The organism is Novosphingobium sp. PC22D, assembly GCF_002556635.1.
GTDB lineage: Bacteria > Pseudomonadota > Alphaproteobacteria > Sphingomonadales > Sphingomonadaceae > Novosphingobium.
On sequence record NZ_MWMO01000028.1, the window covers coordinates 1 to 17,239 of the forward strand.

Below are 17,239 nucleotides of genomic sequence, written 5' to 3' on the forward strand. Positions count from 1 at the left end.
TCGCCCAACGCCACCTCCAAAAGGCAGCCTTGAATCAACGCCCGATCCTGCTGTCAACCTTTGTCCACGAAACCTAGTAAGGCGCGAAGCCGACATTCTGCGACCACGCGAAATAAGCGAATACTCCATTCCCTGTCTTTCTTCGCCAGGCTGCTCTGGACACGATCGCTGCTTGCATCCGTAGCTTGCTGACCTCCTCTTTATGAGAAGGAGGTCTCATGTCCGCGACCAGAATTCTATGGGGCCAGATCATCGCCGTGTTCCAGATCGTGCTCGTCTCGATCTGGAGCGCGACCCAATGGACGGCGGCGGCGCTGGCCTATCAGCCGGAACTAGGATCGCCCTGGTTCGTGGCGTTCGGTCGGCCTGTCTATCCACCGCCGGCCTTTTTCTGGTGGTGGTTTGCATTCGACGCCTACGCACCGGAGATCTTCAGAACGGGCGCCTATATCGCTGTGTCGGGCGGATTCGCAGCCGTTATCGTCGCCATCGGCATGTCGGTCTGGCGCGCTCGGGAAGCACGAAACGCTGAGACCTATGGGTCGGCACGCTGGGCGACCATGCGAGAAGCTCGGACCGCCGGGCTGTTGCGGGACGAAGGCGTCGTTCTCGGCCGTCTCGGATCGGACTATCTGCGCCATGCCGGACCCGAGCATGTTCTTTGCTTCGCCCCCACGCGCAGCGGCAAAGGTGTCGGCCTGGTTGTGCCATCGCTGCTCACCTGGCCGGGCTCTGCGATCGTTCACGACATCAAGGGAGAGAACTGGCAGCTAACGGCAGGCTTTCGCGCGCGTCACGGTCGCGTGTTACTGTTCGATCCGACCAACGCTGCATCGGCCGCCTACAATCCCCTGCTGGAAATTCGCAAGGGTGCCTGGGAAGTGCGCGATGTGCAGAATGTCGCTGACGTTCTGGTCGATCCAGAAGGCAGTCTTGAAAAGCGCAATCATTGGGAGAAGACCAGTCATGCACTACTGGTCGGTGCAATCTTGCATGTTCTCTATGCTGGCGAAGACAAGACACTGGCCGGAGTCGCCGCCTTCGTGTCGGACCCGCGGCAGCCCATCGAATCGACCTTACGCGCGATGATGACCACGCCGCATCTGGGTAAGGCAGGTGTCCATCCCGTCGTCGCCAGCGCCGCGCGCGAGCTGTTGAACAAATCGGCGAACGAAAGATCGGGTGTGCTCAGCACGGCCATGTCTTTCCTGGGTCTCTATCGCGATCCCGTGGTCGCACAGGTGACGCGTAGTTGCGAATGGCGCATAGCGGATCTGGTCGAGAGCGATGTGCCGATCACACTCTATCTGGTCGTGCCGCCCAGCGACATCTCACGCACCAAGCCGCTCATCCGCCTGATCCTCAACCAGATCGGACGGCGGCTGACCGAGGATTTGCGGGCCCGGCAGTCGCGCCACCGCTTGCTCCTGATGCTCGACGAATTTCCTGCGCTTGGCCGGCTCGATTTCTTCGAGAGCGCGCTCGCCTTCATGGCAGGCTACGGCATTCAGAGCTTCCTGATCGCCCAAAGCCTTAACCAGATCGAAAAAGCATATGGACCGAACAACGCGATCCTCGACAACTGTCATGTGCGAGTGTCGTTCGCCACCAATGACGAACGTACCGCCAAGCGCATTTCGGATGCACTGGGCACGGCTACCGAAATGCGGGCGATGAAGAACTATGCCGGCCATCGCCTGTCACCCTGGCTTGGGCACCTGATGGTGTCGCGCTCGGAAACTGCCCGCCAGCTCCTTACGCCGGGTGAGGTCATGCAGCTTCCACCCGACGATGAGATCGTCATGGTCGCCGGTATCCCGCCAATTAGGGCGCAGAAGGTCCGCTACTACAAGGACCGGCGGTTCACCGAACGAGTTGTTTCTCCGCCGGATATTGAAGGCAGAGCACGCAAGACACATCCCGATGATTGGAGCAGCCTGCCTCCAATCATTGTGTCACCGGTGTCTGAACCGGCACCGGTAAACACGTCTGACGAAGTATCGTGCGAGGATGACGAGGCCGAAAATGCCGGGTTGCGCCGACAGCCGGATATGGAACGTCATGTCGATATCTCACCGGTTCCCAAATCCGCGCCAGCCAACGAGTTCGAACCGGACGATCCCGAGCCGGATAGCGATGCCGCGCAGCAAGCCACGGTGAGCCGTCAGATGCGGACCCTAGCGCGTCGGGCATCACTCGATCCCGATGACGGTATTGAATTATGACGACCAAGGCGCGACTTTCGGTCTATCTCGACCAGGAACTTATGAGGGCGCTGGCTGCCTATGCCGACCGGCGCGGGCAATCGCGTTCGCTGATTGCCGAGGCAGCTATAGCCTCTTTCCTGTCACCCGATGGCGATGAGCGCCGCGAGGCGGCGATGACAAAACGTGTAGACCGACTTGACCGTAAGGTGGCGCGGCTTGAACGTGATCTTGGCATCAGTGTCGAGATGGTCGCGCTATTCGTTCGCTTTTGGCTGACATCCACTCCGCCACCGCCGGAAAGCGAACGCGCCGTGCTACGTAGCTTGGGCGGAGATCGTTACGATGCCTTCATGGATGCGTTGGGACGAAGGCTCGCCAGCGGACGGAGGGTTGCTCAAGAGGTTGTCGAGGATCGAAATCCATCCGAGTAGAAATGAACGCTAGGTTCGACGATCCTGACTGTCGGCTATTGGAGCCGCTTTCATCGATCTTGCCATTGGTTCAGTGTAGCCGAAATGCGGCTGTCTGGAATGTCGCGCAGGCTTGAACTTTCTGGGACTTAGTCTTGCCTATAAGCGGGTGATTAGCCAAAATCGGAGTGGCCGAGATATATATGTACAGGTGCAACTCTGTTCCGAGATTGTCGGATCGCGCTTGCTTGGTACGAAGTGATGATTCCGGAAGGCAGGAGAACTTCTTGTGAAGCTCAAGACAGCTTATGCGCGTTTCTACAAATCCTTCAACTTCGACCATACGCGCAAGCTTGATGTCCGCGTCCAGAAGCAGCCTTGGGAAATGTTCCGGGATCGCTTCTACCCTTATGTGACCGTAAAACTGGATTCACGCATCACGACTGTGGTTGGCGCGAACGAGTCCGGGAAGAGCCATCTTTTGGGAGTCATTAAGAAGGCAATCACCGGCCAAGAGATCGAGCAGCGTGACCTATGTCGCTATTCCCCCTTCTTCGGGGTGGCCAAGGGCCAGCGATGTTGGCCGCATGTCGGGGTGGGATGGGACGGTCTCTCCAAGGAAGAAGCTCAGGGGATTGCCGAAGTCATTGAGATTACAGACGCCAGTTTTCGTCGCCTTTTGATGTTTCGGGAAGAACCGACCACATTGACGCTCTGGATTCCGCACGGGAATACTTTCGAAAAATATGAGCTATCCGAGACGCAGACTCGGCAGATCGAAGAAATGGTTCCCAAACCGTTTGAAATCGACTCCGAAGTTGCTCTTCCCAATTCGGTGCCCTTTTCTTTTCTCGAAAAGGGCGGTGACGCGCCGGCGGCAACCTATTCTAGATCGATGATCGAAACTCTAATCGGTGCGCTGAGCAGCGTTCGGCCGTTGATCAGCGGGGGAGCAGCTGCTGTCCAGAAAAATGCCGACAAGGTCGTGAGCGCCTTTGCTGGCGTTTCCGAGCCAATCGCGAACCATGTTGACAAGAACACCCTCAAGTCGTTGGAACTCGGACGCAGCCTGCTTCTGACCCTTGGCGAAATCGATCCGAACAGCCTTTCCGAACTCGCATATGGGATCGATCAGCAGCATGACGGCTATGTCGGCGGGCTACTCGAATCCGCCAACCAGCAACTCGACCGTAAGCTCAATTTCCGCCGTTACTGGGTACAGGATAGAGATTTCAGTCTCAAAGTTGCGACCCGCGATCGTGAACTGGTCTTCGTCATCAGTGACCGTACTGGCACGGTCTACACCTTCTCTGAACGCAGCAGTGGACTACGCTACTTCCTGTCCTACCTGATCCAGACGCAGATACATCGCCCTTCATCTGGACGGGAGTCGATCCTACTGATGGATGAACCTGATACCTATCTGTCCGCCGAGGCGCAGCAGGATCTGATGCGGGTGTTTCGCGATCTTGCGGAGCCAGAACCAGGTGTCGAACCGATACAGGTCGTTTATGTTACTCACTCGCCTTTTCTGCTCGATAAGAATCATTCGGAGCGTATCCGCGTTCTGGAGAAGGGCAGCGGTTTCGACGGCACCCGTGTAGTGCCCAGCGTCAGTCGCAATCACTATGAACCATTGCGTTCAGCATTTGGCGCTTTCGTTGGTGAAAGCGCGTTTGTCGGATCGGTGAACCTGCTGGTGGAAGGTGCCGCGGATCAGATCATTTTGGCAGGCGCAGCCAATCTGACCCGTCTGAAGTCACCGGGCATTCAAGATGACACGCTCGACCTCAATAGGATGGTCATCGTACCAAGCGGATCAGCGCAGGAGATCGGGTATACGGTATTTCGGATCCGTGGGCAGGGTGCGGACAAGCCACCAGTGGTCGCCCTACTCGATGGTGACGAGGAAGGCGTGACGGCCAAGGAAGACTTTGCAAAGGATCAGCGCCTGACGAAGCTGATTAAAGCTGAGAACATCCTAGACCTGAAACAATTGGGCGAAGATGTCGATGGCTGGCCTACCGCACCGGTTATCGAAGATCTTGTGCCAATTCCACTTGCGCATCGGGCAATGGAAGTGGTCATCGACGAGGTGACGAAATTTCGTGAAGGCACCCCTCCGAAAATTCCGCTCGCGGCGATAGAAGCAGAAGTGGCGAAGGGCGGCCCTATGCTGGATGCCATCAATCGCGAAGTAAAACGCCACAAGGGCCGGATCGACAAGATTGCTTTTGCGAAGGCCCTGGTTGAAGTCTGCAATGCGCCCGACGCTAAACTGAGGCCGCAGGTTGATCTGTTTTTGGATCGTATGCGTATTGTCTTCCGTGCTGTTAATGATGCGGTCCGGCGCGCAAGCGATGATGCTTCCAACAGGAAGCTCGAGACATTGGTCGCAGAGCGGGTTGCACTGTTCAAAGTCGATAATCCCAATCATGCAACGCGTGAACTAGCGAATATTGCGTTACGCCAAATCGAGACCCAGCTGGACGAGTCGCCTGAAGCAGAGGCAATTCGCAATGCGATAGTTCCGGTTAGGCGGGACCACAATCTGCATGAAGAACCGGCCGCTCGAATCGATGACTATGCCATGTTCATCGAGCAGCTCGATGGTTTGAAACATGCGTGGCGAGCGCAGTTGGCTGCAGAAAAAGAACCAATCGTACTCAGCGATGTGAAGCGCAATAACAGGAAAGCAAAGCCAGCTACCAAGCCATCCAACAAGCCCCGGCGTAGGAAAGCGACAGCCTCGAATCCGCCTATTCAGTCGGGCGACGGAATGTGAATAGTGACTTGTCTAAGGCCATTATGGCGGGCTTCGCGGGCGCGCATCGAGCTTTTCCGTAATCAGGTTCTTGAGCGATCATTTGCCAAAGCCCCACTCCCCCCGTATCGCGAACACACGACCTTCACGTAAGCTGAGGTCAGACAGTACTCCTGCTACGCGGGCAGCGAAGTCCGTTCGCCTCAGGCGATCCTGTGCCGCAATCTTAATGGGTACATTCGCGCCAATGCCATCGTCGGGCGGCGCCGCTCGTTCGACCGTAGCACTGGACCTCGCCCTTTGGCGAAAATTCCATTCTCTAAAACGCGTAACCGGCCCTGTCATCGTTTGTACCCCAAGTGGCCGTAGTCTTGTCCCTTTCCCTCAGCGCTCTCCTTACTTGTCAGAGCGATTGAAAATCCGAACTGAAGGCGCCGCGTATCCGACAGTGCTAGTCTCGCTGGTGCATAATCTTTGTGGAAACCTCGGCCAAGGACATTTCGAGACCTGAATATATGGCAGCTCTCAATGATTTGATTGAAGCGTGCGAACGACAGCTTCGTTGACGAAAGCCGTCGCGCTGAGACCCCGCAATTGCCCCACTCAAGTTGAGCCGCCCTCTATCACGGCAAATCCTCGCGAAAGCGGTCAATCTGGTGCATCCGTTCGTGAAGCACGGTGACGATTCCGACCGCGCCGTCGGAGAGCACTCGCCAATAGATGTAGTGATGTTCGTATCGGCAGTAGAATCCATCCACTCCGAACTCGGCCGGAACCGGGCGCCATGGAATCTTCCGAGCCGCGATTTCGTGGAACCGTTCGAACAGGCCTCGAATGTAGAGGGCGGCCTGCTCCTTACCCCAATTGTCGCGGGTGTAGACGTAAATTTCGTCCAGACGGCGGCCCGCGCGTTTCTGAACACGAAAGACGGCCATGCGATCAGCCTCGCGCGTTGCGGGCGATCACCTTCTCGGCATCGAGTGCCTCATAGGACGATTCCGGCGCAGCGAAAGCGGCCGTCAGTTCGGCTTTCAGCCGTTCGAACCCTTCGGCTTCTACCCGCTCCTTGTCGCGCCGAATCAAGTCGCGGACATACTCGCTGACATTTTCATAGGCGCCGTCGTCGCCGATATTACTGGCAACGAATTCGCCCAGCGCGCCGCTCACACGGACATTCAGGGTCATGGCCTTGGGCATGGCATTGTCCTTCGATTATCCGTCCTCAACATAAGGGATATTGTGGACAGGCGCAACGACCGCTCTGTCCGAGTGCCGCAGCATTAGATCATTGAAGGTTCCCTCCCGTCACTACCCGGCGGCCCGGGGTTCTCCTACGCCATTCCCTGTCTTTCTTCGCCGGCCTGCGAAGCACGTATTTTCCTGTTGAGTCCTTCCGCTTTGCGGCTTTCTTGATGGGCCCCTGACGCCGGGCGGCGGTTCGCCCGGCAGACAAGCAGGGGTTCACCTTGACAGTCCATCCGATCCGTTCCGAGGCAAGGTCACGCGGCGCGCGCATGCTGCGCACTGCGCTGGGGCCATCGATCACGGCATGGCTCGACGATGCTGCCGTGATCGAGGTGATGCTGAACCCCGACGGTCGGCTCTGGGTCGACCGGCTGGGAGAAGGCATCGCCGAGACCGGCATGACGCTGTCCGCTGCCGATGGCGAGCGCATCGTCCGCCTGGTTGCACACCATGTCGGCGTAGAGGTCCATGCCCGGTGCCCGCGCGTCTCGGCCGAGCTTCCGACAAGCGGCGAACGCTTCGAGGGACTGCTGCCGCCCGTCGTCGTCGCGCCCGCCTTCGCGATCCGCAAACCGGCCGTCGCGGTGTTCACGCTCGACGATTATTCGACCGCCGGAATCATGTCGGGGGCTGAGGCGGCAGCACTGCGCGAGGGTGTCGCCACACGCGCCAACATCCTCGTCGCGGGCGGCACAGGCAGCGGCAAGACCACGCTGGTAAACGCCCTGCTGGCCGAGGTGGCGAAGACGGCTGATCGCATCGTCCTGATTGAAGACACGCGCGAGCTGCAGTGCGCCGCGCCTAACCTTGTTGCCATGCGGACCAAGGACGGCGTGGTTTCGCTGTCCGATCTTGTCCGATCCAGCCTGCGGCTGCGCCCTGATCGTATCCCCATCGGCGAGGTCCGTGGCGCAGAGGCGCTCGATCTCCTGAAAGCCTGGGGCACTGGCCATCCCGGCGGCATCGGGACCATCCATGCCGGCACCGCACTCGGCGCGCTGCGGCGGATGGAACAGCTGATCCAGGAGGCCGTGGTCACAGTGCCGCGCGCGCTGCTCGCCGAGACCATCGACATCGTCGCCGTGCTGGTCCGCAACGGACACGGCCGCCGTCTCGCCGAACTGTCCCGTGTCGAAGGACTCAATCCCGCAACCGGTGATTATCGCCTCACTTCGCTTTCCCAGCCCACATCAGGAGACCTGCCATGATCCATGCCATTCGGCATGGCGCCCGCCGCGCCATGCTTGCCGTCACCGCCAGCGTGATTGCGCTGTCCTTGTCGTCGCCTGCTCATGCCGGCGGCTCGTCGATGCCGTGGGAAGCGCCGCTGCAGTCGATCCTTGAATCGATCGAAGGCCCGGTCGCCAAGATAATCGCGGTCATCATTATCATCATCACGGGCCTGACCCTGGCCTTCGGCGACATGTCGGGCGGTTTCCGGCGGCTGATCCAGATCGTGTTCGGGATCAGCATCGCCTTTGCCGCCAGTTCCTTCTTTCTGTCGTTCTTCAGCTTCGGCGGTGGGGCGCTGGTCTGATGGAATCGGGTGAACCCATTCCCGGATATATAGCGCCGGTCCACCGGGCGCTCACCGAGCCGATCCTGCTTGGCGGCGCGCCGCGCTCGCTGGCGATCCTGAACGGCACGCTGGCAGGGGCCATCGGCCTGGGCTTGCGGCTCTGGATTGCCGGCCTCGCCATCTGGGCGATCGGCCATGCGCTGTCGGTCTGGGCCGCACGGCGCGATCCGCAGTTCGTGGACGTGGCCCGGCGGCATCTGCGCTACCCGACATGGATGCGGCCATGATGTCCTTGCGCGAATACAGGAGCGGCGCCGCGCATCTCGCCGACTTCCTTCCCTGGGCGGCATTGGTCAGCGAAGGCGTGGTGCTCAACAAGGACGGCAGCTTTCAGCGCACGGCGCGGTTCCGGGGGCCGGACCTGGATTCGGCAACACCGGCAGAACTGGTCGCCACCACCGCGCGGCTCAACAATGCGCTGCGGCGGCTCGGTTCAGGCTGGGCGATCTTCGTCGAGGCGCAGCGGGTGCCCGCGCTCGACTATCCTGACTCTACCTTCCCCGATCCGGTCTCAACGCTGGTCGACATGGAGCGGCGCGAACAGTTTCGGGAGGAAGGCAGCCATTTCGAGAGCCGCTATTATCTGACTCTATTGTGGATGCCGCCGCCGGAAGATGCGGCCAGAGCTGAAGGCTGGCTCTACGAAGGCCGGTCGAACTCCGGCGTCGATCCGTGGGAACTGCTGGGGAGCTTTATCGACCGCAGCGACCGCGTGCTCAATCTGGTCGAAGGCTTCATGCCTGAAGTCCGCTGGCTCGATGACGGCGAGACGCTGACCTACCTGCACAGCACGATTTCCACCCGCCATCAGCGCGTGCGCGTTTCCGAGACGCCGATGCACTTGGATGCTCTGCTCGCCGACGAACCGCTGACTGGCGGGCTGGAGCCGAAGCTGGGCGAGCATCATCTGCGCACGCTCACCGTTACCGGCTTTCCGAGCGCGACCTTTCCCGGCCTGCTCGACGAACTCAACCGGCTCGCCTTCGAATATCGCTGGTCCACCCGCGCGATCATGCTCGACAAGACCGATGCGACCAAATTGCTCACGAAGATCAGGCGGCAATGGTTCGCCAAGCGCAAATCGGTCGCCGCGATCCTCAAGGAAATCATGACCAATGAGGCATCGACGCTGCTCGACAGCGATGCCTCGAACAAGGCTGCCGATGCCGACACTGCCCTGCAGGAGCTGGGCGCCGATTATGCTGGTATGGCCTATGTCACCGCAACGGTGACGGTATGGGACCGTGATCCGGCGATCGCGGCGGAAAAGCTGCGGCTCGCCGAAAAGGTCATCCAGGGCCGCGACTTCACCTGCCTTGCCGAAGGCATGAACGCGATCGAGGCCTGGCTCGGAAGCCTGCCCGGCCACACCTATGCCAATGTCCGGCAACCACCGATCTCCACGCTCAATCTCGCCCACCTGATCCCCCTGGCAGCGGTATGGGCGGGGCCGGAACGGGACGAGCATTTTGGACAACCCCCCTTGCTCTACGGCAGGACCGAAGGCTCGACCCCGTTCCGGTTTTCCCTTCATGTCGGCGATGTCGGCCATACGCTGATTGTCGGACCGACAGGTGCGGGCAAGTCGGTACTGCTGGCGCTGATGGCGATGCAGTTTCGCCGCTACGAGAACGCCCATGTCTTCGCCTTCGACTTCGGCGGCAGCATCCGTGCCTCCGCGCTCGGAATGGGCGGCGACTGGCAGGATCTCGGCGGCGGGCTTTCCGACGATAATGACGGCGGTGTGCAGCTACAGCCGCTGAGCAAGATTGACGATTCCGCCGAACGCGCCTGGGCGGCCGAATGGCTGGCGGCGGTCTTCGCGTCCGAAGGCGTCGCGGTCGATCCGCAGGCCAAGGAGCATATCTGGTCGGCGCTGACCTCGCTCGCCAGCGCGCCGGCGTCCGAGCGCACGCTGACCGGGCTCGCGGTGCTATTGCAGAGCCAGCAGCTCAAGCAGGCGCTCGCACCCTATTGCATTGGTGGCCCCTGGGGTCGCTTGCTCGATGCCGAGGCCGAACGGCTCGGCGAAGCCGACGTGCAAGCCTTCGAGACCGAGGGCCTTGTCGGCGCGGGATCGGCTGCAGCCGTGCTATCCTACCTGTTTCACCGCATCGAGGGTCGGCTCGACGGGTCGCCTACGCTCATCATTATTGACGAGGGCTGGCTGGTCTTGGACAGCCCGGACTTCGCCGCACAGCTGCGCGAATGGCTGAAGACGCTGCGCAAGAAGAACGCGAGCGTCGTCTTCGCCACGCAGAGCCTCGCTGACATCGAGACGTCGAGCATTGCGCCGGCCATCATCGAGTCCTGCCCGACGCGCATCTTCCTGCCGAACGAGCGCGCGGCCGAACCGCAGATCGCGGCCATCTACGAGCGGTTCGGGCTCAATGCCCGCCAGATTGAAATCCTCAGCCGGGCGACCCCGAAGCGGGATTACTATTGTCAGAGCCGGCGGGGGAACCGCCTGTTTGAACTGGGCTTGGGCGAAGTGGCGCTGGCCTTCGCAGCGGCGTCTTCAAAGACTGACCAACTCACCATTACCGACATCATCGAAAAGCATGGGCCATCGGCTTTCGCCGCCGAATGGTTGCGTCATCGCGGCTGTGCCTGGGCTGTCGAATTGCTGCCCGAGGCTTCTGTCTCCGAGGACTCCCTTTCCCTCACACCAGATATGGAGATTGAAACATGAAGCTGCCCTATGTGCGCCCTGCCCTTATGGCCGGTGTTCTTGCCACCACGAGCATCGTTGGCCTTGCCTTTGTGAGCCCGGCTCACGCGCAGTTTGGCGGGATCGTCTATGATCCGACCAATTACGCGCAGAACCTGCTGACCGCCGCCCGGTCGCTCGAACAGATCAACAATCAGATCCGGCAAATCCAGAACCAGGCGGCCAGCCTCGTCAACGAGGCCCGCAATCTCGCTTCGCTGCCATTCAGCTCGCTTCAGACCTTGCAAGATCAGGTCCGCGAGACGCAGCGGCTGCTCGGCGAAGCTCAGCGCATCGCCTATGATGTGCAGCAGATCGACCAGGCGTTCACCGATCGTTACAAGGGATCGGCGCTTACCGGCAGCAACGCGCAGATGATCGCCAATGCCAATGCGCGCTGGGAAGACAGCGTCGGCGCCTTTCAGGATTCGCTCAAGGTGCAGGCCGGTGTCGTCGGTAATATCGACGGCGCCCGCACCACCATGGATGATCTGGTTTCGGCGAGTCAGTCGGCGACCGGCGCGCTGCAGGCCAGCCAGGCCGGCAATCAGCTTCTCGCCCTGCAATCGCAGCAGCTTGCCGATCTGACCGCGCTGGTCGCGGCACAGAGTCGCGCGCAGGCACTCGATTCCGCGCGGCAGGCCGCCGAGGAAGCCGAAGGGCGCGAACGCTTCCGCCGCTTCTTCGGGCGCGACTGAGAGGAGCCGGCCTATGTCGCGCAATTCCAGGATCGCGGGCGTCGCGGCGATCGCCGGGATCATGCTGGCCGTGGCGTTGGTCGCCATGCGCGAACCGGACGACATGCCGCGCGAAGCGGTTCTGCCTGTCGCCGAAAAAAGCGAGCGGCAGGAAATGCTGGCGCGCGAACTCGAACGCTGCGCCACGCTCACCATGCCCGATACGGCTTGCGAACAGGCCTGGGCGGAAAAGCGCCGACGCTTCTTCGGTAGCGATGAAGGTGACCGGCCGTGAACGACGCCGGCGTCATCGACAATTTCCTCGGCGTCTTCACCGGCTATATCGATTCCGGCTTCGGCTTGCTGGGCGGCGAGGTCGCATTCCTCTCGACCACGCTGATTGCCATCGACGTCACGCTTGCCGGTCTGTTCTGGGCCTGGGGCGCGGACGAGGATGTGTTGCAGCGGCTCGTCAAGAAGACGCTCTATATCGGTATCTTCGCCTTCATCATCGGCAACTTCTCCACGCTGGCGACGATCCTGTTCGAAAGCTTCGCGGGGCTGGGGCTCAAGGCGAGTGGTGATGCTCTCAGCCTTGCGGAGTTCATGCAACCCGGTTCCATCGCCGAGACCGGGCTCGACGCCGCCCAGCCTCTGATCGACGCCACCGAGGCGTTCAGCAGCATCTGGTCGGTATTCGCCAATCTCGCCATCATTCTCGTGCTGCTGATTGCCTGGCTGATCGTGGTGCTCGCCTTCTTCATCATCGCGGTGCAGGTCTTCATCACCCTGATCGAGTTCAAGCTGGTGACGCTCGCCGGCTTTGTCCTTTTGCCTTTCGCCTTTTTCGGCCGCACCGCCTTCATGGCCGAGCGCGTGCTGGGCCATATCGTCTCGACCGGCATCAAGGTGCTAGTGCTTGCGGTCATCACCGGCATCGGCACCACCCTGTTCAGCCAGTTTACCGTCACCATGGGTCCGGAGCCCGACGCGGAGCAGGTCATGGCGATTGCGCTGGCCGCGCTCTCGCTGCTGGGCCTTTCGATCTTCGGCCCGGGCATTGCCAACGGCATCGTCACAGGCGGTCCCCAGCTTGGCGCAGGAGCCGCAGCCGGAACCGCGCTGGCCGCCGGTGGTGCGCTGGTCGGCGGTGCGGCCGCCGCCCGACTTGGCGCGGGCGCGGCGGCAGGCGCGATCGGCGGTATGGCGAGAGGCGCTGCTTACACGTCCGGCGCGGCGCGCGGGGCCTATGCCGCCGGCTCATTCGGCAAGAACGGCAGCGCGGCCGTCGCTGGCGGCGCTGCCGGTGCCGGCAAGGCTGCGGCCGGCGCGGTGCTTTCGCCGCTCAGAAAGGCCGCCGGTTCGCTCAAGGAAAGTCATCGCGCAGGTGCTCGCACGGGTCTTGGCACAGCCGCCGATACGGCGGGAGGCACTGCCTCCTCTTCATCACAGCCTGCATGGGCAGCCGCGATGAAACGCCGTCAGGCGGCCGCTCATGGCGCGAGCGTCGCGGCCCATACGATGCGGGCCGGCGACAGCCATGGCGGCGGTTCCGGTCCCGATATTCGTGAGAAGGAATGATACGATGTTCCGACGTCCATCCATCCGTTACGGACAGATGCCCGAGCCCGTCACACCCTATCAGCGCGCTGCACAGGTATGGGACGACCGCATCGGCTCCGCCCGCGTCCAGGCGCGGAACTGGCGCCTTGCCTTTTTCGGTTGTCTCGCTCTTTCCGGTGGCCTTGCCGGCGGTCTCGTCTGGCAGACCGCGCGCGGTCACATCGTTCCCTGGGTGGTCGAGATCGACAAGCTGGGCCAGGCCCAGGCAGTAGCACCCGCTACCGCGGACTACCGCCCGACCGATCCGCAGATCGCATTCCAGCTTGCCCGCTTTATCGAACAGGTCCGCAGCATTCCGGCCGATCCGGTGATCGTTCGGCAGAACTGGCTGCGCGCCTATGATTTCACCACCGACAAAGGCGCGATGACCCTCAATGACTATGCCCGCGCCAATGATCCATTGGCCGAGGTCGGCAAGGTGCAGGTCGCAGTCAATATATCGAGCGTCATTCGCGCCTCGGACAACAGCTTCCGCGTCGCATGGACCGAGCACCGCTATCAGGACGGCAGCCTTGTAAACACCAGCCGTTGGTCGGCCATTCTATCCATCGTCGTACAGACCCCGCGCACGCCCGATGCCTTGCGCAAGAATCCGCTCGGCCTGTTCGTCAATGCCATCAACTGGTCGAAGGAACTGGAGCAATGATCCGATTATCCGCTCGCAAATCTCTTGCCCTCGCGTTCGGTGCCTCGACTCTGTCCGCCTGTGCCAGCACATCGCCAAGGCTGCCGGAAATCGCGTACGACGATCCGCCTCGCGAGATCGCGGCCATGCCTGCAGCGGCGACTCCCCGGCCGGTCGAGGTGGTTGCCGTTCCCGAGCCGCTGCCTTTGCCGGGTCAGTTGAAGCCGGTCGCGGAATCCAAGACGATGCCCGAGCCTGCCGATCCCAGGAAACGTATCGGTGCGGCCAATGAGGCCGCGCGTGTGCAACCTGTGCTCGACGGCTTTCTCAATGCCATCCAGCAATATCCCTGGGCGGATGGCGCGCTCTATCAGGTCTACACCGCGCCCGGACAGGTCACGGACATTGCCTTACAGGAAGGCGAGCGGCTTGTCGGAACCGGACCGGTCGCGGCAGGCGATACCGTGCGCTGGATCATCGGCGATACAGTCAGCGGCAGCGGCGTGGCGGCCCGCGTCCATATTCTGGTCAAGCCGACACGGCCCGACATTGCCACCAATCTCGTCATCAATACCGACCGGCGCAGCTACCATCTGGAACTGCGCGCCACGCCTGCAACTTACATGGCGTCGGTCTCCTGGATCTATCCGCAGGATGAACTGATTGCCTTGCGAAATCGAAACGCCGCGGCGGCATCCGCCGCGCCTGCGGCAACGGGCCTGGATCTGTCCGCACTCAATTTCCGTTACCGCATCGAAGGCGATCGTGTGCCCTGGAAACCCCTTCGTGCTTTCGATGATGGTCGGCAGGTGTTCATCGAATTTCCCGCCGGGATCGCGCAGGGCGAAATGCCGCCGCTATTCGTGACCGGAGCCGCCGGCGATGCCGAACTGGTCAATTACCGCGTGCGAGGGCGCTATATGGTGGTGGACCGGCTGTTCGCTGCTGCCGAACTGCGCCTCGGCGGCAAGCGCAGCGAACGACGTGTTCGGATCGTGCGCACCGATGACAAGCGCCGGAGGCGGTGATGGCTGACCCCGACGGAACTACCCTTGCCGAACCTGCCGCGCCGGAGCGAACCACGCAATATCCGGCTACCGATCCCCGGCCTTTCCAGCTTCGCGGTCCGACGCCGAGCGTGATGCGCCTGTCGCGAAAGGCGCTGGCGGTGCTTGGCATAGTGGCTGGTCTCGGTATTGGCGGCGCGCTTATCTATGCGCTGCAACCGCCGGGCGAGCGACAAGGCCAGGAGCTCTTCAGCACCGACAGCCGCGCCACAAGCGAAGCAATCACATTGGGTCCGAAAGACTATGGCGATGTGCCAAAGCTGGGCGAGCCGCTGCCCGGCGATCTCGGCGGCCCGATCGTCGCGGCACGCGAACGCGGCGAGAATGTGCCGGTGCCGCCGGTCGTCGCACAGCCCGATCCGCGCGCCCAGGCCGAAGAAGCCGCGCGCCAACGCGCCGAGCAGGAACGCGATGCGGCGCGGACCAGCACGGTTTTTCTTGGTGGTGGGTCAGCTGGAGCGGCCAGTGCCACGGCCTCACTTCCGGTCTTGCCTGACCTCACGGCACAAGCATCCGCCGATTCAGGGGAAACCGCGTTGCAGGGCTCCCAGGCAGGCAAGCGCGCCTTTCTTGAACGGGCATCCGATCGGCGCACAGTGAGTGCGGAGCGGCTGACTGGGCTCGCATCGCCCAACGTCCTTCAGGCCGGCAGCATCATCCCGGCCGCGCTCATCACCGGCATTCGCTCCGACCTCCCTGGCCAGATCACCGCGCAGGTCACGGCGAATGTCTACGACAGCCCTACGGGGCGCATCCTGCTCATTCCGCAGGGCGCGCGGCTCATCGGCGAATACGACAGCGATATTGTCGCCGGGCAGACCCGCGTGCTGCTTGCCTGGGATCGCCTCATCATGCCGGATGGCCACTCGATTGTCCTTGAGCGCCAGCCTGGTGCCGATCCGGCCGGGTTTGCCGGATTGCAGGACGGAGTGAACCAGCATTGGGGGAAGCTGTTCCGGGCCGCGGCTATCTCGACGTTGCTTGGCGTCGGCGCCGAACTGGGCGCGGACAGCGATGACGATCTGACCCGCGCGTTGCGACGGGGATCGCAGGACACGATCAATCAGACCGGCCGGCGGATCGTCGACCGGCAGTTGAACGTGCAGCCCACGCTCACTATCCGGCCCGGGCATCCCTTACGCGTAGTATTGACCCGCGACATCATATTCGAGGAACATTCATGACGAGGTTGAAGCTATCCGACATTATCGACGATAAGCCGGTCAAGATCACCATCGAAATTCCAGTACGGCTCCATCGAGAGTTGACCACATATGCCGTTGTACTCAATGGTGGTGACGCCAAGAACGCACCTAATCCTGACAAGCTTATTCCCCCGATGATCGAGAGATTTATATCTTCTGATAGAGCCTTCGCGAAAGCGCGCCGGTCCGTTCAGGAGGTCGAGAACGAAGGATAACGTTTGTCGACTAACCTGAAGAGACGAGCTAGCACGGGATTATCGTTGTCTTCTGACCACCATGCGGCGAAATCGAGATGCGCTGTGCCGGTCGGCTCAGCGATCTCGCAAATGGCAACGTCTGGATGGACCGCAATTGCCGCGCTCTCCGGTATCGCCGTAATGAATTTGCCATATGGAACCAACGAAGCAATCGTTTCTGTGCTGTTGGATTGAACGAGAATGTTGGCTTCAAAACCGTGTGCGGCGAGCCTTTGGCGGATCACCCGCGTAACCGTGGGACCCGTGGAATACTTTGAGAAGGCGAAGATGGCATCGCGAAGATCCGTCCAGAAGACTTTTTCCAAATCGAGAAGATAATGATTTCTTGGCAGGACGAGCATCAGCCTCTCAGACCACAGAGGGCGATGCGCGAGGCCGACAGCTGATATCTGACAAGCATGAATCGCCACATCGATGAGCCGGGACTGCAATGCTGAGAGCATTTGGTCTGGCCTGGATTCCTGAATATCAAGTTCCACGCCGGGGCAGTCTTTGAGAATATCACCGAGTACCAGCCTCAAATTGCCACTGCTCAGGGAACATGAGAATCCCATGCTCAATTGACCAGCCAATCCTGACCGGACTGCCCTGGCGGTATCCCTGAGGCCGTCAACGTCGCGTACGATGCGTCTGGCCACTTCGATGAAGGCGCGCCCAGGGTCCGTCAGGACCACGCCCCTTGTCGAGCGCTCGAAGAGCGTGATTCCAAGCCGCCGCTCGAGGACACCGACACGCTTGCTCAATGTCGACTGTTTGACGTTGAGCTTTTTTGCGGCACCTAGAAAGCTAGACGCATCAGCCGCCATCACCGCGAAGCGAAGCTGCCGGATATCGATAGGCATGAAAACTCAAGGAACTCAATTGTAAGCA

17 protein-coding genes are annotated in these 17,239 nt (G+C 61.1%); 14 read left to right on the plus strand and 3 right to left on the minus strand.

From position 1 onward, the window contains the following. Nucleotides 1-218 precede the first annotated feature (218 nt). The 3 genes from B2G71_RS22475 to B2G71_RS22485 all read left to right on the plus strand — a co-directional run bounded on the left by B2G71_RS22475 (nt 219) and on the right by B2G71_RS22485 (nt 5,402). Entirely contained in the window at nt 219-2,225 is a 2,007-nt protein-coding gene (locus B2G71_RS22475; protein WP_098108899.1) for a conjugal transfer protein TraG, read from the plus strand. Continuing rightward, nucleotides 2,222-2,638 (plus strand): ribbon-helix-helix protein, CopG family, encoded by a 417-nt coding sequence (locus B2G71_RS22480; protein ID WP_098108900.1) that lies wholly within the window; start codon nt 2,222-2,224, stop codon nt 2,636-2,638. Before B2G71_RS22475 ends, B2G71_RS22480 begins: the two co-directional genes overlap by 4 nt. A 268-nt stretch (nt 2,639-2,906) precedes the next feature. Continuing rightward, nucleotides 2,907-5,402, plus strand: a complete 2,496-nt coding sequence (locus B2G71_RS22485) for an AAA family ATPase (protein WP_098108901.1) — start codon at nt 2,907-2,909, stop codon at nt 5,400-5,402. A gap of 602 nt (nt 5,403-6,004) precedes the next feature. Here the strand turns inward: B2G71_RS22485 and B2G71_RS22490 are convergent. After that, on the minus strand, nt 6,005-6,316 hold the full coding sequence (locus B2G71_RS22490) for a type II toxin-antitoxin system RelE/ParE family toxin (RefSeq protein WP_098108902.1): 312 nt from the start codon (nt 6,314-6,316) through the stop codon (nt 6,005-6,007). Between the two features lie 4 nt (nt 6,317-6,320). Next, entirely contained in the window at nt 6,321-6,578 is a 258-nt protein-coding gene (locus tag B2G71_RS22495; RefSeq protein ID WP_240530308.1) for an addiction module antitoxin, read from the minus strand. Between the two features lie 269 nt (nt 6,579-6,847). On the opposite strand from B2G71_RS22495, the gene trbB reads away from it, so the two are divergent. From trbB to B2G71_RS22550, 11 genes are read left to right on the plus strand one after another with little or no spacing between them, the layout of a single operon-like run. Further along, a complete protein-coding gene (gene trbB / locus B2G71_RS22500; RefSeq protein ID WP_098108903.1) occupies nt 6,848-7,834 on the plus strand; it encodes a P-type conjugative transfer ATPase TrbB in 987 nt (328 codons plus the stop codon). Beyond that, nucleotides 7,831-8,163: a TrbC/VirB2 family protein gene (locus B2G71_RS22505; RefSeq protein WP_098108904.1), complete on the plus strand. Its 333-nt coding sequence runs from the start codon at nt 7,831-7,833 to the stop codon at nt 8,161-8,163. Before trbB ends, B2G71_RS22505 begins: the two co-directional genes overlap by 4 nt. Further along, complete coding sequence (locus B2G71_RS22510; RefSeq protein ID WP_098108905.1) at nt 8,163-8,432, plus strand: VirB3 family type IV secretion system protein; 270 nt, start codon at nt 8,163-8,165, stop codon at nt 8,430-8,432. The genes B2G71_RS22505 and B2G71_RS22510 overlap by 1 nt, the downstream gene beginning before the upstream one ends. Further along, nucleotides 8,429-10,897, plus strand: a complete 2,469-nt coding sequence (trbE, locus tag B2G71_RS22515; RefSeq protein WP_098108923.1) for a conjugal transfer protein TrbE — start codon at nt 8,429-8,431, stop codon at nt 10,895-10,897. The genes B2G71_RS22510 and trbE overlap by 4 nt, the downstream gene beginning before the upstream one ends. Further along, nucleotides 10,894-11,613: a P-type conjugative transfer protein TrbJ gene (gene trbJ, locus B2G71_RS22520; RefSeq protein ID WP_098108906.1), complete on the plus strand. Its 720-nt coding sequence runs from the start codon at nt 10,894-10,896 to the stop codon at nt 11,611-11,613. Before trbE ends, trbJ begins: the two co-directional genes overlap by 4 nt. A gap of 13 nt (nt 11,614-11,626) precedes the next feature. Then, on the plus strand, nt 11,627-11,887 hold the full coding sequence (gene trbK-alt / locus B2G71_RS22525) for a putative entry exclusion protein TrbK-alt (RefSeq protein ID WP_098108907.1): 261 nt from the start codon (nt 11,627-11,629) through the stop codon (nt 11,885-11,887). Then, complete coding sequence (gene trbL, locus B2G71_RS22530) at nt 11,884-13,173, plus strand: P-type conjugative transfer protein TrbL (RefSeq protein ID WP_098108908.1); 1,290 nt, start codon at nt 11,884-11,886, stop codon at nt 13,171-13,173. Before trbK-alt ends, trbL begins: the two co-directional genes overlap by 4 nt. Before the next feature lie 4 nt (nt 13,174-13,177). Next, entirely contained in the window at nt 13,178-13,861 is a 684-nt protein-coding gene (gene trbF / locus B2G71_RS22535; protein ID WP_098108909.1) for a conjugal transfer protein TrbF, read from the plus strand. Then, complete coding sequence (gene trbG, locus B2G71_RS22540) at nt 13,858-14,868, plus strand: P-type conjugative transfer protein TrbG (RefSeq protein ID WP_098108910.1); 1,011 nt, start codon at nt 13,858-13,860, stop codon at nt 14,866-14,868. Before trbF ends, trbG begins: the two co-directional genes overlap by 4 nt. Continuing rightward, the gene (locus B2G71_RS22545) at nt 14,868-16,091 is read left to right on the plus strand and encodes a TrbI/VirB10 family protein (protein WP_098108911.1); all 1,224 of its coding nucleotides are present in this window, start codon (nt 14,868-14,870) and stop codon (nt 16,089-16,091) included. Before trbG ends, B2G71_RS22545 begins: the two co-directional genes overlap by 1 nt. Then, entirely contained in the window at nt 16,088-16,327 is a 240-nt protein-coding gene (locus tag B2G71_RS22550) for a DUF2274 domain-containing protein (RefSeq protein ID WP_098108912.1), read from the plus strand. Before B2G71_RS22545 ends, B2G71_RS22550 begins: the two co-directional genes overlap by 4 nt. On the opposite strand, the gene B2G71_RS22555 is transcribed toward B2G71_RS22550, so the two are convergent. Beyond that, nucleotides 16,303-17,211, minus strand: a complete 909-nt coding sequence (locus B2G71_RS22555) for a LysR family transcriptional regulator (protein WP_098108913.1) — start codon at nt 17,209-17,211, stop codon at nt 16,303-16,305. The genes B2G71_RS22550 and B2G71_RS22555 overlap by 25 nt on opposite strands. Between the last annotated feature and the right edge of the window lie 28 nt (nt 17,212-17,239).